Source organism: Lentzea xerophila (genome assembly GCF_051094245.1).
GTDB classification, from domain to species: Bacteria; Actinomycetota; Actinomycetes; order Mycobacteriales; family Pseudonocardiaceae; genus Lentzea; species Lentzea xerophila.
Genome location: NZ_CP194934.1, coordinates 4,229,636 through 4,248,626 on the forward strand (window position 1 = coordinate 4,229,636; position 18,991 = coordinate 4,248,626).

Annotated in this window: 23 protein-coding genes; 10 read left to right on the forward strand and 13 right to left on the reverse strand. The window is 69.9% G+C overall.

From position 1 onward, the window contains the following. Positions 1-30: 30 nt before the first annotated feature. The 3 genes from ACRSBM_RS20110 (at position 31) to ACRSBM_RS20120 (ending at position 3,637) form a co-directional block, all read left to right on the forward strand. Positions 31-1,416, forward strand: a complete 1,386-nt coding sequence (locus tag ACRSBM_RS20110) for an MFS transporter (protein ID WP_434445158.1) — start codon at positions 31-33, stop codon at positions 1,414-1,416. Between the two features lie 133 nt (positions 1,417-1,549). Next, complete coding sequence (locus ACRSBM_RS20115) at positions 1,550-3,064, forward strand: tannase/feruloyl esterase family alpha/beta hydrolase (RefSeq protein ID WP_434453143.1); 1,515 nt, start codon at positions 1,550-1,552, stop codon at positions 3,062-3,064. A gap of 102 nt (positions 3,065-3,166) precedes the next feature. Next, the gene (locus ACRSBM_RS20120; protein WP_434445159.1) at positions 3,167-3,637 is read left to right on the forward strand and encodes a hypothetical protein; all 471 of its coding nucleotides are present in this window, start codon (positions 3,167-3,169) and stop codon (positions 3,635-3,637) included. Positions 3,638-3,688: 51 nt separating this feature from the next. On the opposite strand, the gene argG is transcribed toward ACRSBM_RS20120, so the two are convergent. Together argG and ACRSBM_RS20130 are read right to left on the reverse strand one after the other, a co-directional pair. Further along, entirely contained in the window at positions 3,689-5,134 is a 1,446-nt protein-coding gene (argG, locus tag ACRSBM_RS20125; protein WP_434445160.1) for an argininosuccinate synthase, read from the reverse strand. A gap of 93 nt (positions 5,135-5,227) precedes the next feature. Beyond that, positions 5,228-5,707, reverse strand: a complete 480-nt coding sequence (locus tag ACRSBM_RS20130) for a hypothetical protein (RefSeq protein WP_434445161.1) — start codon at positions 5,705-5,707, stop codon at positions 5,228-5,230. A gap of 76 nt (positions 5,708-5,783) precedes the next feature. Here ACRSBM_RS20130 and ACRSBM_RS20135 point away from each other — a divergent pair, with 76 nt between their 5' ends. Beyond that, on the forward strand, positions 5,784-6,605 hold the full coding sequence (locus ACRSBM_RS20135; RefSeq protein WP_434445162.1) for a siderophore-interacting protein: 822 nt from the start codon (positions 5,784-5,786) through the stop codon (positions 6,603-6,605). Positions 6,606-6,695: 90 nt separating this feature from the next. Here ACRSBM_RS20135 and ACRSBM_RS20140 read toward each other — a convergent pair whose 3' ends face one another. Beyond that, entirely contained in the window at positions 6,696-7,070 is a 375-nt protein-coding gene (locus ACRSBM_RS20140; RefSeq protein WP_434445163.1) for an acyl-CoA thioesterase, read from the reverse strand. A gap of 223 nt (positions 7,071-7,293) precedes the next feature. On the opposite strand from ACRSBM_RS20140, the gene ACRSBM_RS20145 reads away from it, so the two are divergent. After that, entirely contained in the window at positions 7,294-8,043 is a 750-nt protein-coding gene (locus ACRSBM_RS20145) for an NPP1 family protein (protein ID WP_434445164.1), read from the forward strand. Positions 8,044-8,047: 4 nt separating this feature from the next. On the opposite strand, the gene ACRSBM_RS20150 is transcribed toward ACRSBM_RS20145, so the two are convergent. Continuing rightward, positions 8,048-8,719 carry a TetR/AcrR family transcriptional regulator gene (locus ACRSBM_RS20150; protein WP_434445165.1) on the reverse strand — a complete coding sequence of 224 codons (672 nt, stop codon included), beginning with the start codon at positions 8,717-8,719 and terminating at the stop codon, positions 8,048-8,050. A 93-nt stretch (positions 8,720-8,812) separates the two neighbouring features. Between ACRSBM_RS20150 and ACRSBM_RS20155 the strand changes: the two genes are divergently transcribed. After that, complete coding sequence (locus ACRSBM_RS20155) at positions 8,813-9,538, forward strand: SDR family oxidoreductase (protein ID WP_434445166.1); 726 nt, start codon at positions 8,813-8,815, stop codon at positions 9,536-9,538. After that, on the forward strand, positions 9,538-10,410 hold the full coding sequence (locus ACRSBM_RS20160) for an SDR family NAD(P)-dependent oxidoreductase (RefSeq protein WP_434445167.1): 873 nt from the start codon (positions 9,538-9,540) through the stop codon (positions 10,408-10,410). Before ACRSBM_RS20155 ends, ACRSBM_RS20160 begins: the two co-directional genes overlap by 1 nt. 12 nt (positions 10,411-10,422) lie before the next feature. Here ACRSBM_RS20160 and ACRSBM_RS20165 read toward each other — a convergent pair whose 3' ends face one another. From ACRSBM_RS20165 to ACRSBM_RS20185, 5 genes are all read right to left on the reverse strand, one after another. Continuing rightward, the gene (locus tag ACRSBM_RS20165; RefSeq protein WP_434445168.1) at positions 10,423-11,142 is read right to left on the reverse strand and encodes a polysaccharide deacetylase family protein; all 720 of its coding nucleotides are present in this window, start codon (positions 11,140-11,142) and stop codon (positions 10,423-10,425) included. Beyond that, positions 11,139-11,636, reverse strand: a complete 498-nt coding sequence (locus tag ACRSBM_RS20170) for an MOSC domain-containing protein (protein ID WP_434445169.1) — start codon at positions 11,634-11,636, stop codon at positions 11,139-11,141. The genes ACRSBM_RS20165 and ACRSBM_RS20170 overlap by 4 nt, the downstream gene beginning before the upstream one ends. Continuing rightward, positions 11,615-12,112 (reverse strand): peptide-methionine (S)-S-oxide reductase MsrA, encoded by a 498-nt coding sequence (gene msrA / locus ACRSBM_RS20175; protein WP_434445170.1) that lies wholly within the window; start codon positions 12,110-12,112, stop codon positions 11,615-11,617. Before msrA ends, ACRSBM_RS20170 begins: the two co-directional genes overlap by 22 nt. Positions 12,113-12,135: 23 nt before the next feature. Beyond that, the gene (locus ACRSBM_RS20180) at positions 12,136-13,275 is read right to left on the reverse strand and encodes an AI-2E family transporter (protein WP_434445171.1); all 1,140 of its coding nucleotides are present in this window, start codon (positions 13,273-13,275) and stop codon (positions 12,136-12,138) included. Between the two features lie 63 nt (positions 13,276-13,338). Then, complete coding sequence (locus ACRSBM_RS20185; protein WP_434445172.1) at positions 13,339-13,734, reverse strand: nuclear transport factor 2 family protein; 396 nt, start codon at positions 13,732-13,734, stop codon at positions 13,339-13,341. Between the two features lie 83 nt (positions 13,735-13,817). On the opposite strand from ACRSBM_RS20185, the gene ACRSBM_RS20190 reads away from it, so the two are divergent. Continuing rightward, positions 13,818-14,189, forward strand: coding sequence for a winged helix-turn-helix transcriptional regulator (locus ACRSBM_RS20190; protein WP_434445173.1), 372 nt, complete (start codon positions 13,818-13,820; stop codon positions 14,187-14,189). Here the strand turns inward: ACRSBM_RS20190 and ACRSBM_RS20195 are convergent. Together ACRSBM_RS20195 and ACRSBM_RS20200 are read right to left on the reverse strand one after the other, a co-directional pair. Next, positions 14,186-15,343 carry an FAD-dependent oxidoreductase gene (locus ACRSBM_RS20195; RefSeq protein WP_434445174.1) on the reverse strand — a complete coding sequence of 386 codons (1,158 nt, stop codon included), beginning with the start codon at positions 15,341-15,343 and terminating at the stop codon, positions 14,186-14,188. The genes ACRSBM_RS20190 and ACRSBM_RS20195 overlap by 4 nt on opposite strands. A gap of 15 nt (positions 15,344-15,358) precedes the next feature. Next, complete coding sequence (locus tag ACRSBM_RS20200) at positions 15,359-16,120, reverse strand: DUF4142 domain-containing protein (RefSeq protein ID WP_434445175.1); 762 nt, start codon at positions 16,118-16,120, stop codon at positions 15,359-15,361. A 94-nt stretch (positions 16,121-16,214) separates the two neighbouring features. Between ACRSBM_RS20200 and ACRSBM_RS20205 the strand changes: the two genes are divergently transcribed. Continuing rightward, the gene (locus ACRSBM_RS20205; protein ID WP_434445176.1) at positions 16,215-16,703 is read left to right on the forward strand and encodes a MarR family winged helix-turn-helix transcriptional regulator; all 489 of its coding nucleotides are present in this window, start codon (positions 16,215-16,217) and stop codon (positions 16,701-16,703) included. Here the strand turns inward: ACRSBM_RS20205 and ACRSBM_RS20210 are convergent. After that, a complete protein-coding gene (locus ACRSBM_RS20210; RefSeq protein WP_434445177.1) occupies positions 16,650-17,207 on the reverse strand; it encodes a TetR/AcrR family transcriptional regulator in 558 nt (185 codons plus the stop codon). The genes ACRSBM_RS20205 and ACRSBM_RS20210 overlap by 54 nt on opposite strands. A 200-nt stretch (positions 17,208-17,407) precedes the next feature. Between ACRSBM_RS20210 and lexA the strand changes: the two genes are divergently transcribed. Then, positions 17,408-18,064 (forward strand): transcriptional repressor LexA, encoded by a 657-nt coding sequence (lexA, locus tag ACRSBM_RS20215; protein WP_434445178.1) that lies wholly within the window; start codon positions 17,408-17,410, stop codon positions 18,062-18,064. Positions 18,065-18,097: 33 nt separating this feature from the next. Here lexA and ACRSBM_RS20220 read toward each other — a convergent pair whose 3' ends face one another. After that, complete coding sequence (locus ACRSBM_RS20220) at positions 18,098-18,991, reverse strand: LysR family transcriptional regulator (protein WP_434445179.1); 894 nt, start codon at positions 18,989-18,991, stop codon at positions 18,098-18,100.

Consider the following 18,991-nt stretch of genomic DNA (forward strand, 5'->3'; position numbering starts at 1 on the left):
CCTGCCGGTTCATCGACGAAGGCGGCATGTATGGCAACCCCTCTGGCCCAGCCCGACGAGCAGTCCGCCGAGCCCGGCGCCTCGTCCACGACCCGGCGTCGCAGCTTCCGCAAGCTGCTGACCGTGGGACTGATCGGAAGCTCGATCGAGTGGTACGACTTCTTCCTCTACGGCACCGCGGCCGCGCTCGTGTTCCCCAGGGTGTTCTTCCCGGAGTCCTCGGCGCTGACCGGGACCCTGCTCGCGTTCAGCACGTTCTGGGCTGGCTTCGTGGCGCGTCCGGTCGGCGGCGTGCTCGCCGGGCACTTCGGTGACAAGTACGGGCGCAAGCCGGTCGTCGTCACCTGCCTCGCGCTCATGGGCGCGGCGACGTTCCTGATCGGCTGTCTGCCCAGCGCGTCCTCGGTGGGTGCGCTGGCCCCGATCCTGCTGGTGACGCTGCGGTTCCTGCAGGGGCTCGCCGCGGGCGGCCAGTGGGGCGGGATCATGCTGCTGCTCACCGAGTCCGCGGGCCCGAAGCAGCGCGGGTTCGCCGGCACGTTCGGGCAGACCAGCGTCTTCGTCGCCGTGATCATCTCGAACCTGATCTTCGTGGCCGCGAGCGGCCTGATGCCGGACGACGCGTTCCTCAGCTGGGGCTGGCGGATCCCGTTCCTGGTCAGCATCGTGATGTTCGCGGTGGTCCTCTACATCCAGTCCAAAGTGGAGGACACGCCGGAGTTCCGCGAGCTGCAGCAGGAGGTGGCGAGGCCCGAGCGCGCCGTCGTCAGGGCACCGCTCGCGAACGTCATCCGGAACAAGTGGGGCACGATCCTGCTCGCCTGCGGGGTGCTCTCGGCCACCAACAGCCTCTTCTACGTCAGCATCGCCGGACTGCTGAACTACGGCACGACCTCGCTGAAACTCGACCGCGACCCCCTGCTGGCGGTCGTGCTGCTCAGCTCCGTGGCGATGCTCGCGGTCCTGCCCTGGGCCGGTCACCTCTCCGACCGGATCGGGCGCCGCCCGCTGATCCTCATCGGCGGGCTGGGGGTCGCCCTGTGGGCCTTCCCGTACTTCGGGCTCGTCAACACCGCGTCACTGCCGCTGATCTTCGTCGCCGTCGTGGTCGGCTTCACGTTCCAGTGCCTCACGTACGGCCCGATCGCGAGCTTCCTCGGCGAGCTGTTCGCGCCCAACGTCCGCTACTCGGGCGCCTCGCTGTCCTACCAGCTCTCCGCGATCGTCATCAGCGGCGGCACGCCGTTCCTCATGACCGCGCTCATCGCGGAGACCGGCAGCACCGTCCCGGTCGCCGCCTACATCGCCGCCATGGGACTGATCACCTTCGTCAGCGCGTGGTTCCTGCCCGAGACGAACCCCGCCGAGATCCGCGAGGACCCGCAGGCCATCCCCGGCACCCACCTCTACCGCTGAAAGGCAGACTGCCGTGAGTGTGAGAACGCGCCGGCTCGCAGTGCTGGCGACCGCGGTCCTGTTGCTCGGCGTCGAGCCCGCCACCGCCACGACATCGTCGGGGACCGAGCCGTCGTGCGCCGAGCTGAACCAGATGAGGATCCCCGCCTCCGCCATCAGCCTCCCGACCACCGGTGGTCGCGTTCAGGCGGCCGCCACCACGACCAGTGTCGTGAGTGGACAGACGATCGAGTACTGCCAGGTCGACGCCGACATCCACCCCGTCGACCCGTCCGCGCCCGCCATCAAGATGCGCCTCGCCCTGCCGCACGACTGGAACCGCAAGGCGATGATGTTCGGTGGCGGTGGCTACAACGGAACGATTCCCGCGCTGACGGCCAATGTCCCGTTCGGCGCCCCGGACGCCCCGGCGCCGTTGGCACGGCGGTACGCGGTGTTCGCCAGCGACTCGGGCCACCAGCAAGGTCCGGTGGCCGTACCGTCGCTGGACGGCTCGTTCGGCGCGAACGACGAGGCGCTGAAGAACTTCGCCGCCGGTGACGCGTTGAAGAAGACGCACGACGTGAGCCTGTTCCTCATCCGGCACGCCTACCGGCGCACTCCCGCCGAGACCTACTTCTCGGGAGGTTCGACGGGCGGCCGCGAAGCCCTCATCGTCGCCCAGCGGTGGCCGCACGCGTTCGACGGCGTGATCTCGGGCTATCCCGCGTGGAACAACCTCGCCGAGGTGCTGGACCTCGGCTACCTCACGCACGTGCTGTCCCGCCCCGGCGCGTTCCCCGGGCCGGCGAAGCAGACGTTGTTGTACGACAGCGTGATCAACGCCTGCGACGGCCTGGACGGGGTCGTGGACAGGGTGGTCTCGAACCAGCGCGGCTGTCACTTCGACCCTCGCGTGCTGCGCTGCCCGGACGGTGCCGACACCGGTCCGCACTGCCTGTCGGATCCTCAGATCGGGGCCGTGACCGCCATGTCCACGCCGTTCCGGTGGCCGTACCGGATCGCGAGCGGCGAGACCGAGTACCCCGGCTTCCCGTTCCTGTCGGGGGCGGACATGCGGACCCCGTTCCTGGGGTTCGGCACGACCGCGCCGGCCAACCCGATGCCGGTCACGGCCGGGTACGGCATGCAGTACTGGGACCAGTGGGTGAAGTACTTCCTGACCCGCGACCCCGGCTACGACTCGCTCGGCCTCGACCCCCGGCGGCCGGGGAAGTGGCTCGACCGGATCAGCCTGCTCTCCACGATCCAGGACCGCAACAACGTGGACCTGCGCCCGTTCGCTCGCTCCGGCGGCAAGCTGCTCCTGCTCCACGGCGCCGCGGACGAACTGGTCTCCCACCGCTCGACGAACGACTACTACCAGCGCGTGCGAGACCTTGTGGGGCCCAGGACGACGGACAGGTTCATGCGGTACTACCTGGTGCCCGGCACCAACCACGCGAACTTCGGCACACCGGCGTTCGCCGCCGGGTGGGACTCGCTCTCGGCGCTCGAACGCTGGGTCGGGAAGGGACAGTCGCCGAAGAACCTCGTCGTGGCCGACGTGACCCACGACCGCACCCGTCCGCTGTGCGAGTACCCGGGCTGGCCCCGGTATCGCGCGGGCGATCCGGACAGCGCGGCGAGCTTCGTCTGCGCGCGGTGACGTCACGCTCGGCGCGCCCTGGCCGTCGCGGTCGGGGCGCGGCGCCGGCGGCGGGCACCCGGACGGGGTAACGATGGAGGGGCCGGAACCGAACCCGCAGGCATGAGGTTCTTGATCACACCTGTGCTCCTCGCCGTTCTCGCGGCGGGCTGCTCCTCGGAGATCACCGGGTCCGGTTCCCGGCCGGACACCGGGTCGTCCACCACTGCGGAGACCGGCCGGCAGGAGACGACCCAGCCGACCACCACGGCGGGTGGGGTCACCGCCCTGAATGGGGTACCTCCCGAGCAGTACGAGAGCCTGCCCTCGCAGTACTGCGACCGGCCCTTCACCGGCGCCCTCGGCAAGCCGATGCTGGCCGTCGTGGTGGAGACCCCGCGGGGGAGGCTGAACTGCGACCAGGCAGGAGCCGTCCTGGTCGACTACTACGCCGAACGCTCCGAGCCGAAGACGGGCCTGCCGCCGGTCGAGATCGGGCCGATGTCGTGCAACCAGGTCACCGAGGGCATCATGCCGCAGGTCGTGTGCGCCGACGCGGACAACGTCATCTACTCGATGTGGCCGCAGACCTGACGCGAACGGGGTGGGCGGGATGATCCCCGCCCACCCCGCCGGTGCGGAGCGTCAGTCGGTGCCGAACTCCATCGCCGCCGAGTCGAGCAGCTCGTCGGCCTCCGAGACCTCGCCGCGCGACGCGATGGCCTCCGCGCCGCCGTCCGGCACGTCGCCGATCAGCTTCGTCGGCTCGGCCTGGGCCGAGATGAGCGCCGACTGGCGGGTGCCGACCATGCCGAGGCCCGCGAAGAGCTCCAGCTTGGCGCGCGAGTCCGCGATGTCGAGGTTGCGCATGGTCAGCTGGCCGATGCGGTCGACCGGGCCGAACGCCGAGTCCTCGGTGCGCTCCATCGACAGCTTGTCCGGGTGGTAGCTGAACGCCGGGCCGGACGTGTCGAGGATCGAGTAGTCGTCGCCCCGGCGCAGCCGCAGCGTGACCTCGCCGGTGACCGCGGAGCCGACCCAGCGCTGCAGTGACTCGCGCAGCATCAGCGACTGCGGGTCGAGCCAGCGGCCCTCGTAGAGCAGCCGGCCGAGCTTGCGGCCCTCGTTGTGGTAGGCGGCGACGGTGTCCTCGTTGTGGATCGCGTTCACGAGGCGGTCGTAGGCGATGTAGAGCAACGCCATGCCGGGCGCCTCGTAGATGCCACGGCTCTTGGCCTCGATGATGCGGTTCTCGATCTGGTCGGACATGCCCAGGCCGTGGCGGCCGCCGATGGCGTTGGCCTCCAGCACGAGGTCGACGGAGTCGCCGAACTCCTTGCCGTTGATGGTGACCGGGCGGCCCTGGTCGAAGCCGATGGTGACGTCCTCGGTCGTGATCTCGACCGACGGGTCCCAGAACTTGACGCCCATGATCGGCTCGACGATCTCGATGCCCTCGTTGAGCAGCTCGAGCGACTTGGCCTCGTGCGTCGCGCCCCAGATGTTCGCGTCGGTCGAGTACGCCTTCTCGACGCTCGACCGGTAGGGCAGGTCACGCTCGAGCAGCCACTCGGACATCTCCTTGCGGCCACCGAGCTCGGTCACGAACGCCGCGTCGAGCCACGGCTTGTAGATCCGCAGCGACGGGTTCGCGAGCAGGCCGTAGCGGTAGAACCGCTCGATGTCGTTGCCCTTGTAGGTGGAGCCGTCGCCCCAGATCTGGACGTCGTCGTCGAGCATGGCGCGCACGAGCATGGTGCCCGTGACCGCGCGGCCGAGCGGCGTCGTGTTGAAGTACGCGCGACCACCGGAGCGGATGTGGAACGCGCCGCAGGCCAGCGCCGCGAGACCTTCCTCGACGAGGGCGGAGCGGCAGTCGACGAGGCGCGCGATCTCGGCACCGTACGTGCCGGCGCGGCCCGGTACGGTCTCGATCTCGGGCTCGTCGTACTGACCGATGTCCGCGGTGTACGTGCAGGGCACAGCGCCCTTCTCACGCATCCACGCGACCGCGACGGAGGTGTCGAGACCACCGGAGAAGGCGATGCCGACGCGTTCGCCGGCGGGAAGTGAAGTGAGCACCTTGGACACGTTGAGAATTATGCACGACGATGCATGACGATGCACATCGGGGTGGCTGTTAGCTGCGCCTCAACGACGTCACCGCAGGTGACAGGTTCCGAATCAGGTCTGGTCGAGCTCGTCGGCCTTGTCTTGCATCAGCCGGACACCACCCTCGTGCTCATCCGCGCGCATCGCCGTGATGGCCGCGAACAGGTGCGCGCCAACGTACGGATCCTGTTCCTTGCGTTCGTAGACCTCGCCGAGGGTGGCGTTGTACATCGCGTGCGACATCGCCGCGAGCAACGCGCGCGTGCGCGGCGCGACACCCTTCGGGGCGGCGGCGTCGATGATCGGCGTGACGCGTTCCCACACCTCGTCCGGCGGGCCGGGCGGGTAGATCTGGTTGAGCGCGAGCAGGCCGTTCTCCAGCGCGCCCATCACCAGCCGGACCTCGTCGGGGTCCGCGGGCAGCAGCCGCGCGACACCCTCGGTGTCCCGCTCGTGGTAGGCGATGGCGAGCCGCAGGCCGATCGCGCGGCTCCGGTTCTTCTCCTCGGGCTCGGCGAACCACCACTGTTGCTGCGCGGTCCTCGGAAACATGTCCGCAGTGTGCGCCCCGGACCATGATTTCGCGCGAGGGCTTAGGCAAGCCTAACCAAAGGTGTAGTTTGCTGGCATGTCGCGCTACTCCGCCTTCGACAGGTTCACGCTCAAGGCCGCCACCAAGGCCGCCGAGATGGTGATGGCCCCCGCGAACCGCCGGGAGGTCTTCGACCAGTTCGTCATGACCGTCACGGCGGTGACCGAGCTCAGCGAGCACATGCGCCGGATCACCTTCCACGCGCCGGAGTTCGCCTCGTTCGCGGTGACCGGGCCCGACGAGTACTTCGGCCTGCTGATGGCGACCGGCCGCGAGCTCGTCATGCCGGCCGACGACCGCATCAACGTCCGGTCGTCGTTGCGCGCGATGCCCGAGGACACCCGGCCGGACCTGCGCTGGTACACCGTTCGCGCGCACCGTCGGGAGGTGGCCGAGATCGACGTCGACTTCGTGGCGCACGGTGACGCGGGCCCCGGCACGCGGTGGGCGCGCCGGGCCATCGCGGGCGACAAGGCGGGCTTCCGCGCGGGCGGCTCAGCATACCGGCCGCCGTCGCAGGGCGCGGTGCTGCTCGCGGCCGACGAGACCGCGCTGCCGGCGCTCGCGGCGATCCTGGAGGTCGAGACACGGCCGGTGCACGTCTTCGCCGAGGTGCCGGACGAGTCCTACCGGGTCGACCTCGACGTGCAGTGGGTGTTCCGCGGCGCGGACGCGCCGGGAACAGCCGTGCTGAAGGCGCTCCAGGACAAGGCGCTGCCCACCGTGGAGTACGCGTGGGCGTGCGGGGAGTCGGCGCTGGCGACCGGGGTGCGGCGGCACCTGGTGAAGGAGCGCGGGGTGGACCGCAAGGCGATCATGTTCAGCGGCTACTGGAGGGTCGGCTCAGCCCGCATGTGAGAGGCCGCCGAGCCGCGACGTCCTGGCCGCCACGACGGAACGCGGCGTGCCCGATCCATTCTCCCGAGACCGTGACGTGCGCAGGCGCCGTCACGAGAGGCCCTCGAAGGCCAGGCGGTACCAGCCGCTCCACGGCGCCGGGCGGCCGTCGGCACCGACCCTGACGATCACCCGGTGGCCGGAGGCGTAGTGGCCGCAGCGGAAGCCGTACCGGGCGCTGGTGCCGCCGATCCGGTCGGCGGTGATCTCCACCGGCAGCAGGCCCGGCGCGGTGAACGCGGCGTGGAACTCGATGTGCAGCTCCTTGACGACGTGGTCGAGCTCGGGATCGCGGGGCTCGAACCCCATCGACTCGAACAACGCCGCCTGCGCCCTCTCCACGTGCAGCGGGAACCGCGAGCTGAACAGAGCGCCGTTGCGGTCGAGTTCGTCGGCGAAAACCGGGCTCTCCCAGCGAAAGCTCACCGCAGCAGCTCCTTGGCACGCGTTCGGACCGGCTTCGCGGTAGATCTTCGCGGAACTCGCGCGAGCGGGGAACCTCGATCGGTCCCGGACATGGCCTGCCGGTGATGTGAAATTCCCGGTACGGCAAAGATTTGGCGAACCACCTAGACGTGAAGGTGGTTCATGTACCACCTTCTGCCTCGCAAGCCTCTCCGCTCCCCTGCTCCCGGAATCGAGGCCCCTGTTGAGGAAGAAGCTCCTGCCCGCGCTGGCCGGCGCACTGCTGATCACCGCGTTGTTCCCCGGGATCGCGTTCGCCGACCCGCCTCGGGCGATCCCCGCCAGCTTCGCGGCCGCGGACGGCAAGTGGCAGCCGGCGTTCGACTACGACGGCGACGGTTGCTACCCCACCCCGGCGATCTCGCCGACCGGTGACATCGCGCCGGGCCTGAAGAACTCGGGCGCGCTGAACGGCAACTGCCACGACCGGTCCGACCTGGACAACACCAACTCCTACAGCCGCTCCAAGTGCAACAACGGCTGGTGCGCCTACCTGTACGACCTGTACTTCGAGAAGGACCAGGCCGTCCCGCTGTGGGACTGCTGCGGCCACCGCCACGACATCGAGCACGTGATCATCTGGGTGCAGAACGACGTGGCCCAGTACGTCTCGACCTCGGAGCACGGCAGGTACAAGACCCACCCGCGCACCAACGTGCAGTGGGAAGGCACGCACGCGAAGATCATCTACCACAAGGACGGCGCCAGCACGCACTGCTTCCGGCTCGCGGGCGCGGGCGAGCAGGCGGAGAACCACTACGGGGTCTACCAGTACCCCGACCTGGTGAGCTGGGACAACTTCCCGGCGGGAGTCCGCGACAAGCTCGTGAACGCGGACTTCGGCAGCGCGTCGCTCGCGATCAAGGACGGCGCGTTCAACCACAACCTCGGCATCGCCAAGCCGGCCGGGATCGCGTTCGACCCGAACGCCTGATCCGCTACTTCGCCACCCGGTTCAACCACTCGGCCAGGAGAGCCCGTTCCGCTGGAGACAGCATCAGGGGCGGGTCCTCCTCCAGTGCCACCCTCAGCGCGATCGCGCGGCTCGGGATGTCCGTCGGCTCGTCCGGCGAGACGTCCGTCGTGATCGCCCTGATCACCTGCTCGCGCGAGAACGTGATCAGCTCCAGGTCGCGGTCCTGCTCCGGCGTCGCGATCAGCGCCAGCACCACGCCCATGCCCGCCGCGTGCACGAACTGCGCCGCCTGCTCGACCGGCACCGTCAGGCGCCCCGCCGACGCGATGCGGCTGATGATTTCGCGCAGCATCGCGTCCGCCTCCAGCCGCGCCGGGCGCTTGCGCGGCTCGCCGTACATCAGCAGGTAGAACGCGGGCCGCGCCAGACCGAACCCGATGTGCAGCTCCCACCCGCGCCGCAGGTCGTCGACGGGGTTGTCGCTCGCACCCATCGCGTGCTTGGTCGCCAGGTAGTCGGCGAAGCCGTGTGCCGCGACGGCGTCGAGCAGCCCGTCCTTGTCGCCGAACAGCCGGTACAGCGTCGGTGCCTGCACCCCCGCCGCGGCCGCGACCGCGCGCGTGGAGACCGCTTCCTTGCCGCCCTGGATCAACAGGTCGGCGGCCGCCTGCACCAGGCGCTCTCGCGTGTCCATGTAACGACGATAACACATCTGCGGTAGCGGTGATTCGATATCGGTGCTACGTTAGTTACGTTATCAACGGAAACAGCACCTAGGAGCATCGCCATGACTCGCGTTGCGATCGTCACCGGCGGATCGAGGGGCATCGGGCGGGCAGCCGCCGAGCGCCTCGCCACCGACGGCACCGCCGTCGTCATCGTGTACGCCGGCAACAAGACCGAGGCCGACAAGGCCGTCGAGGAGATCAGGTCGAACGGCGGCCAGGCCGTCGCCGCGCAGGCCGACGTGAGCGACGAGAACGCCGTCGCCGCCGCGTTCGGCCTGGCCGAGAAGACCTTCGGCGGCGTCGACATCGTCGTGAACTCCGCGGGCATCATGCCGTTGGGCACGGTCGCCGACATGGACCTCGAAGTCTTCGACCGCATCATGCGCACCAACGCCCGTGGCACGTTCATCGTGTCGCAGCAGGCCGCACGCCGGTTGCGCAACGGCGGCGCGATCATCAACATCTCGTCGTCCGTGGTGGGGCTGCGGTTCCCGCAGTACGGCGCCTACGCCATGTCGAAGGGCGGCGTCGAGGCGCTGACCCTGGTCCTGGCCCGCGAACTGCGCGGCCGCGACATCACCGTCAACACCGTCGCCCCCGGCCCCACCGCCACGGCCCTGTTCCTGGAGGGCAAGGACGAGGCGGCCATCGACACCCTCGCGAAGCAGGCCCCGCTCGAGCGCCTCGGCTCCCCCGAGGACATCTCCGAGGTCATCTCCTTCCTGGCGGGCCCCGCTCGCTGGATCAACGGCCAGACCATTCGTGCGAACGGAGGCATCATCTGATGGGCAAGGTCATCGTCGTCACGGGAGCGTCCAGCGGTTTCGGCGCCCTGACGGTCCGCAGGCTCGGCCTCGCCGGGCACACCGTCTACGCGGGCATGCGCGAGACCTCCGGCCGCAACGCTCCCGCGGTGGCGGAACTGGAGGCCTTCGGGACCTCGAACAACGCCGCCGTGCACGCCGTCGAGCTCGACGTGCAGTCGCAGGAGTCCGTGGACGCCGCGATCGCGGCGATCATCGCCGCACAGGGCCGCCTGGACGTGGTGGTGCACAACGCGGGCCACATGGTCACCGGTCCCGCCGAGGCCTTCACGCCGGAGCAGTACGCCGCTCTGTACGACGTGAACGTCCTGGGCACGCAACGCGTCAACCGCGCCGCCCTGCCGCACCTGCGCGGTCAGCGCTCCGGCCACGTGGTGTGGGTGGGATCGAGTTCCACGCGCGGCGGCACTCCCCCGTACCTGGCGCCGTACTTCGCGGCCAAGGCGGCGATGGACGCGGTCGCCGTCTCCTACCGCGCCGAGCTGCTGCGGTTCGGCATCGAGACCACGATCGTCGTGCCGGGCGCGTTCACCAGCGGCACCAACCACTTCGCGCACAGCGGCACACCCGCCGACGCCGACGTCGCCTCCGCGTACGAGGAGTTCTACCCCGGTCTGATGGACCAGGTGGGCGCCCGGCTCGCCGACCTGGAACCCGCGTGGGCCGACGTCGGTGCCGTGGCCGACGCGATCGTGGACGTGGTGGGTGCCGACCGGCCGCCGTTCCGCGTGCACGTCGACCCGTCGTCCGACGGCGCGGAGGTCGTCAACGCGGTGGCGGACCGGGTTCGCGGCGAGTTCCTGCGCCGGGTGGAGCTGGCGGACCTGATCTAGGGCGACCGGCGCTCACCGGGCCGCGAGGAGCGCGGACACGGTGACGAACCGGTAGCCGCGCTCCTTGAGCCCGGTGATGATCGGCTTGAGCGCCTGCCTGCTCTGGTCCCGCCCCGCGTACATGGGATGGAGCAGGATGATCGAGCCCGGTCTGGTGTCCCGCAGGGTCTCCTGGACGATCTGCTGCGCGCCGGGCGTGCCCTCCGAGTCGGGTTCCACGTCCCACATGACCGTCGTGCGGTTGTGTTCCTTCAGGTAGTGCGGCAGGGCGAAGAGCTTCTTGCCATTGGGTGGCCGGAAGTGGATGTCACCGCTGTAACCCGTCTTGCGGATCTCGGCGTCGGTGTCCTCGACCTCCCTGGCCACCGTGCTCGGCAGGACGCCGACCATGCGCTGGTGGTGGTAGGTGTGGTTGCCGATCTCGTGCTTCGCGTCCGCGATCTTCCTGCCCAGCTCCGGATGCTTCGCGAGGTCGCGGCCCATGAGGAAGAACGTGGCGGGCACCTGTTCGGCGTCGAGCAGGTCGAGGACCTGCTGGGTGCCGGCGGGGTCGGGGCCGTCGTCGAAGGTCAGCGCGACGACCTTCTCGATGGTCTCGACGCGGTCGACCAGGTCACCGAAGAACTGGAAGGTGCGGGCGCTGCTGACGTTCCACAGTGTCACGGTGGCGGCGAGCACCACGGCGAGGCCGGCGGCGGTGATGATCGTTGGCTTGCGGCGCAACCACTTCATACGCTCACTATGGCCGCCGCCGCTGATCCGATGCGCAGCACCCCGTCGTCGAGCGGCGTGCAGCGGATGCCGCCCCTGCCCCGCAGGGCCTTGAAGGCACCCGGTGCGACGACCTGGTTCATCCACGCGCAGGGGCTCGCCGGGCGGTGGACCTCGAACCGCACCGGCCCGTCGCCGCTGTCGAGGCTGAAGACGGTGCCGCGGCGCAGCGAGTCGACGTCGAACCCGCGCACGACGACGTTGCGCCGGGCGGTCAGCGGGTCCACCGGCCACGGGTCGAGCGACTCGGCCGCGATCAGCGTGACCGCGGCGTTGCGGTGCGCGGGGTGGTTGAAGTAGCGGTCGCCGACGATGCCGAGCCCGGCGCGGACCACCACGTGGTCACGCGCCACGGGCTCCGGATCGGGACGAGGGCCGTCCGCCGGACGGCCCTCGAAGGCGTGCACGGGTGAGACGTGCAGACCGGCGATCTCTACCTCTCGCCGAGCTGCCATTCCGGCCTCACGTAGTGGCACGTGTAGCCGTTCGGGTAGCGCTCCAGGTAGTCCTGGTGCTCCGGCTCGGCCTGCCAGAAGTCGGACTCCTGCGTGACCTCGGTGACGACCTTGCCCGGCCACTTGCCGGAGGCGTCGACCGCCGCGATCGTCTCCTCCGCGACCCTCTTCTGGGCGTCGTCGGTGTAGAAGATCGCCGAGCGGTAGCTCGCACCGATGTCGTTGCCCTGGCGGTTGCGGGTCGACGGGTCGTGGATCTGGAAGAAGAACTCGAGGATCTGCCGGTAGCTCAGCTGGGCCGGGTCGAACACGATCTCGATCGCCTCGGCGTGGTTGCCGTGGCGGCGGTACGTGGCGTTCGGCGTGCTGGGGTCTCCGGTGTAGCCGACGCGGGTGGAGACGACGCCGGGGTGGCGGCGGAACAAGTCCTGCATGCCCCAGAAACAGCCGCCGGCGAGAACAGCCTTCTCCGTCACGGTGGTACTCCTCTGCTCGATGTTCACTCAGGAGAACGTTCGGTCTCCGCCGGTTCATCCCCCTCCGGATGTGACGTGTCCATTACAGACCTCGCCTCGATGACCTCGCCCAGGTACCTGATGACCACCGCCACCGCGGCGGCGACCGGCACGGAGAAGAACGCGCCCGCGATGCCGTAGAGGCTGGTGCCGGCCGTGACCACGAGCAGCACCACCGCCGCGTGCAGGCGCAGGCCGCGCGACTGCAGGATCGGCTGCAGCACGTTGCCCTCGACCTGCTGCACCACGATGACGATCACCAGCATGATGATGGCCGTGGTCAGGCCGTTGCTGACGAGCGCGACCAGCACCGCCAGCGCGCCCGCGATCAACGCGCCGACGATCGGGACGAAGCCGCCGAGGAACGTCAGCGCGGCCAGCGGAATCGCCAGCGGCACACCGAGGATGAGCAGGCCGAGGCCGATGAACACGGAGTCGATCAGCGACACGACCGCCTGGCTGCGGATGAAGGTGCCGAGGGTGACCCAGATCCGCTCCAGCACCGTCGTGACGTGCCGGCCGGCGCGCTCGCCGATCATGCCGCGCACCCACGGCGTGAAGCGCATGCCGTCCTTCACGAAGAAGAACGCCAGCAGCAACGCCACCACGCCGGTCACGACACCGGACGTCACCGCCCCGGCCCCGGTCAGCAGCCCGCTCGCGATCGACCCGATGCTCGCCTGGACCTGCTCGACGCCCTGGGAGATGAGGTTGTCGAGGTCCGTGTCGCGCAGGTTCAACGGCGGCCCGCTGGCCCAGTCCTGCAACTGGGTGACGGCCGTCTGCGCGCTCCGCGCGATCTCCGGCACGCCCGACGCGATCGACGACGAGATCGCCGCGATCACGCCACCCAGCACGGCCAGCCCGACGAGCAGCACGATCGTCGCCGACAGCGCCGAGTTCAGCCCCTTGGACATCATCCACCTGGCCGGCGGCCAGAGCACCGTGGTGATCAGCAGCGCGAGCAGCACGGGCATGACCACCACCCAGAGCTTCCCGACGAGCCAGAACACCATCCAGAAGCCGAGGGCGCCCAGCGCCACCCGCAGACTCCACCGCGCGAGCCAGCTCACGCCGTGCCCGATGGCCTCACCCTTGTCCGTCCACCTGCGTTCCCGTTCCACTCGTCCAGTCTGTCGTGATCTAGCCCGATCGGGTGGCAGACATGCCGCTAATTCACCGCTGCGTCACCCCTGACCCCAGAATGCGTCCTCCTCGGCCGGGTCTGCGGTGAACAACCACACCTCGGCGACCTTGCCGTCGGCCACGCGCATCAGGTCGACACCGACGCCGTCCATCTCGGCTCCCGGACGCTTCGCCGTCCACCGGACCGGCGCCGCCACGATGTCGCCGTTCACCATCAACGGCGCGTTGCGCCTCAGCGCGAACGTGCCCTCGGACACCGCCATCATGCCGCCGATCATGGCCCCGGCCGCGTCGCTGCCGCGGTGCACGCCCGAGAACCGGTTGCCGCCCGGCTGATGCCACACGACGTCCTCGGCGAGCTGAGCGGCGACGGTGGCGAAGTCTCCCGATTCGAGGGCCTCGAAGTAGGTGGTGGCGACGTCGAGTGGGGTGGTCATGGCTTCTCCGTTTCTCCGTGGAGGGCCTATGCTCACCAAAAGTAACCAATTACCTCAACGTAACTAATGGACGGATGTGCGCCATGTCACAGACCATGCCGGACTGGGGCGTGCTGATGTCCACCTGCCCTTCGCGGACGAGTCTCGCGCGCATCGCGAACAAGTGGACGGCAATGGCGGTCTCGGTGCTGGGCAGCACCGGGCGCCTGCGGTTCGGCGACCTCAGGACCCAGCTCGACGGGATCAGCGGCAAGGTGCTGACCGAGACGCTCCGCGACCTCGAACGGGACGGCCTCGTCACGCGGCACGTGCACGCCGAGGTGCCGCCGCGGGTCGAGTACGAGCTGACGGAACTGGGGTTCACGTTGCACGCGCCGTTGCTCGCGCTGTGCCGGTGGGCCGAGGACCACATCGCGGAGGTGCTGGTGAACCGCGAGGCGTACGACGCCCGTTAGGACGCACTCGTGAGCACGCCGTCCACGTCCGGCACGACCGAGGAACGGATCAGCTTGCGCACGACCGGCAGGCCCGACAGCCGCAGAGCCATGTCGCGCAACGAGATGCGCCACGACGACGAGGGCGCCATCCAGCCGATGAACCGCCGCCCGAACTCCTGGGTGTGCTGCACCGCGGGCTTGAGGCGCGCCTGATAGCGGTCGAACGCGCCGGGGAAGCCCGCGGACAGCTCCTCCACCAGGATGCAGGCCCCGGTCATCGCGAGCGATGCGCCGTGGCCGGCGAACAACGAGACGGCACCGCACGCGTCACCGACGAGCACGACCTTGCCCCGGTGCCACACCGGCATCTCCACCTGGGACGCCTCGTCGAAGTAGACGTCCTCCGGCACAACGGAAAGCAGCGCGGGCGCGACCCAGCCGAGGTCGCCGAACCGCGAGCGCAACGCCGCGGCCGGATCCGAAGGCAACTCGGCGGAAGAGGACCGGTAGAGCATCAACGCGGACAGCGAGCCGTCCCGCACGGCGTAGCAGCCGATCATCCGATGCGGCACGGTCAGCAGCTGGTACCGGTAGCCGATCCGGGCGCTCAGCTCAGGATCCCGGACCGAGAACGCCGCCGTGTGGTACCCCAGGTACCGCACGAACGACGACGACGGCCCGAACACCAGCTCCCGCACCCGCGAGTGCACCCCGTCGGCACCGACGACCAGGTCGAACACGTCGACCGACCCGTCCGAGAACGTCACCCGTCCGTCGTCGATCGAGGAAACCGTGGTGCCGTAACGGATCGGCGCCCGCACATCGTCGCGGATCACCCAGGCCAGGTCACCGCGCAGCAGGCTGATCACGCCGTCCGCGACGGCCTCGTAGGCGGCCGTGGAGATCTCGCCGCGCTTGCGGCCACGGGAGTCCACGCTGGTCACCGACGAGATCGGCGCCCGCCACCGCTCCAGCGCCGGCAGCAGCCCCATCCGCCGCGCCACCTCGTGGCCGGGCCCGAAGAAATCGATCATGTAGCCGCCGGTGCGGAACGACGGCGCCTTCTCGACGACCAGAACGTCCCACCCCGCGCGCTCCAGCCACCACGCGGACGTGAGCCCGGCGATCCCGGCTCCCACCACCAACACTCGTTGGGCATTCGACTTAGGCATATGCCCAATCTAGCACTACGGGTGCATCCTGCGACTACTCCGCCCGCCGGTCCAGATCCACAGGCCCGCGACGACCGCCACGAGCACACCCAGCCCGATCAGGCCGTCGGAGACGCCGTCGCCCTGCGGTTGCTGTTGCTGTGCGACGAACTGCGGCGCACGGGGAACGGTGGGCGTGGGCGTGGCCGGCGAAGGCTGCGCGACCAGCGCCAGCGGGATCGCCTCGGTGTCGCTGAAGTCGACCATCCCGGTGGCCTCCAGCACCGTCATGTGGTCGAGCACGGTGTCCATGCAGACCTTGGCGTAGTCGCGGATCGCCGTATTGCGCGTGCCGGTGCGCACGGCGGCCAGGAACTTGTAGACGCCACCATGGGCGGCGCGAAGCCGGTTCGCGAAGACCCGGTCGAACTCGGCACTGCGCGCGGGCGCGGCCGTCATCTCGTTCAGCCACCCCTGCTGAGCCTCGCTCGGCCGCGTGGGCAACTGCACGCCGAACGTGCGGGCGAGCTCGACGGTGCGCCGGTCGAGGTCGGCGTGCCCCTCGATGAGGTGCCGCGAGGCCTCCTGCACAGCCGGGCTGGACGACTTCTCGAGCCCCATCCGCCCGGCGGGCCCCTCCCACAACCCGGCGAGAGCGACCTTCTGCAACAGGTCACGACCAGCGGGCCCCATCGGCCCGAACTGCGTCTGGACGTGGTCGGGACCCAGGTCCTGCTGCGCGAACGCGGGCGGAGCGCCCACCAGCAACGTCAACAAGGAGACGAGGAGTATCCGCATGCCGGGAGGTACGGACAGACCACGGCGAGCCGACCGTTGCACAGTGCAATGTTTATCGTTTCGTTATCAACCGCGAGCCCTGTAGAACTGACGGGTGAGCGATGTCGACGACCTGACCGACGCGGTCCTCACCGCGTCCCGCCTGCTCGTGGCCGTGTCGGCGCGATCACTCGCGGCGGTCGAGGAGACGCTCACGCTGCCGCAGCTCAGGATGGTCGTCCTGCTCGACAGCCGCGGCCCGATGAGCCTCGCCGCGCTCGCGGACCTGCTGGAGGTCAACCCGTCCACGGCCAAGCGCATGATCGACCGCCTGGTCACGTCCGGCATGGTCGACCGCGAGCCGAACCCCGCCACGAGACGTGAGGTCGTGGTCGTGGCGAGCACGGAAGGCCGCCGCGTGGTGAGCCAGGTGATGGCCCGCCGCCGCGCCGAGATCAGCACGATCGTGGAGCGCATGCCGGAGCACCTGCGGCACGGCCTGGTCGAGGCGCTGACCGCGTTCACCGAGGCGGGCGGCGAACCGCGCTGGTCAGCCCGCGACCAGGCGCCGGAACGGACCCGCGACCGCGCGGAAGTCGACTGAGGAGTCCAACGCGCGGTGCAGCACCAACCCGTCGATGGCCGCGCCCAGCAGCAACGCCACCTCGTCGGCGTCACGAACGTCCGCGGCACGCAGCCAGTCCGCGACACGGGCGCGGAACTCCGCCACCAGCGCCGACAGCCCGGACCGGAGACCGGGCAGCCGGTGCGCGGCCAGGAACGCCTCCGCCAGCAGCAACGACTCCGGGTCGGTGCCGGTGAAGCGGGACAGGTCCTCGAAGATCCGCTCGACCCCCTCGGCCGGCGACACCGACCGCAAGGCCTCCGCGGACTCGCCCAGCACCCGCGAGGCGACCTGCAGCGCGGCCGCCGACAGCAGTTCGGGCACCGACGAGAAGTGGTAGTGCACGAGCGCGGCGTTGACGCCCGCCCGTTCGGCGACCAGCCGCGTGGTCACCGCGCCCCAGCCGACCTCGCCCACCAGCTGAGCGGCGGCGTCGAGCAGTTGTTCACGGGTGCGGCGGCCGCGGTCGGCAGATTTGGGCACGCGCTCAACTTAGCCACCGCGTCGCGTTGTCCGCCCGCGGCTCCTGCCCGCCGGACGCGCTGGCCCACCGGGATGACACGGGTGGCAGGGGCGAGGCGCTCGGCGCGTTCCGGACGAGTCCTCCCACCGAGCCAGAGGTCATCGCATGATCGAACGACCACCCGATCGTGGCCGGCGACCCCGTAACTACTATCTGGCCGATGACCGCCTACGACGATCTTGAACTCGACACGACGGAGCTGCCGGAGCGCCAGCAGAGGATCCTCGTCGCCATCCGCGACTGGGTCGTCGAGCACGGCTACTCCCCCAGCACCCGCGAGATCGGCGACGCGGTCGGCCTCAGGTCCTCCTCCAGTGTCTCCAAGCACCTGTCGGCGTTGGAGGACAAGGGTTTCCTCAAGCGCGGCCCCTCGGTGACGCGGCCGATGGACGTCCGGGTCTTCCTGAGCGAGACGCCGATGTCCGCGCAGGCCTCCGGAGACCAGATCTCGGTGCCCGTCGTCGGTGACATCGCCGCCGGCACGCCGATCTCGGCCGTCGAGCACGTGGACGAGGTGCTGACCCTGCCGCGCGGACTGGTCGGCCGCGGCAGCAACGTGTTCGCGCTGCGCGTGCGCGGTGACTCGATGATCGACGCCGCGATCTGCGACGGCGACACGGTCGTGGTGCGGCAGACGCACGAGGCCTACAACGGGCAGATCGTCGCCGCCATGATCGAGGAGGAGGCGACGGTCAAGGTCTACCAGCGCCGGGGCGGCCACGTGTACCTGGAGCCGCGCAACGAGACCTACCCCGTCATCGACGGCGACAGGGCGGTCATCCTCGGCATCGTCGTGTCGGTTCTGCGCAGTGTCTGACGCAGTGTCCGAAACGGACTGCCGGGCGATCGCCTAGAGGACGCCCCAGTCCCGTGACCTCAGGTGCTCGACGACGGCGTCGGTGACCGGGGTGGTCGCCGCGCGGGTCACGACGTAGAGGGTGTTGAGCGGGGCCAGCTCCGGGTGGTGCAGCAGTTCGACGGAACCGGCCGTGAGCGCGGGTTCGGCGAGGTAGCGCGGCAGGGCGGACACGCCTGCCCCGGCGATCACCGCGGCGAGCACCGCGCGCAGGTCCGGCACGGTGACGGCGGTCGTGTTCTTCGGCCGCCTGCCGAACTCGCTGCGCCAGTACCGGCGGATGATCGGCAGCTCGCCGGAGTAGGCGACGAGCGGCAGGTGTTCGAGGGCGCGCGCCGGGTCGTCGGCGAGCAACCGCGGGTCCACGGTTCTGGCCAGCAGCGGTGGCCCGACCAGGAGGAACTCCTCGTCGGTGAGCGGGGTGGCGGTCAGTCCCGCGCCGGGGCGGACGGCGGACAGCACCAGGTCGAGCTGCCCGGACCGGAGGGCGGCCAGGAGGTCGTTCGCGAGGCCGAGCGTCACCTCGAACCGGAGGCCGCGCCGGGTCAGCGGGGCGAGTGCGGGCAAGCCTCGAACGGTCATGAACTCCGCCGCTCCCCCGATCCCGACGGTGCCGTCGAGGGTGGGTGCGGGGTCGAGTGCGGCCCGCAGCTGGTCGACGTGCTGCCCGACCCGGCGCGCCAGCTCGTCGGCTCGGGGGGTGGGTGTCACCCCACGGCTACCCCGGACGAACAGCGGTTCGCCGAGCTCCCTCTCCAGCTTGGCGAGCTGGCCGCTCACCGCGGGCTGGGTGAGGCCGCGCCGGGTGGCGGCGGCGGTGAGCGAGCCGCCGCGGTAGATCTCCAGGAACGTGGACAGCAGGTCGAGGTCCGTCAACCGTTCAGCCAT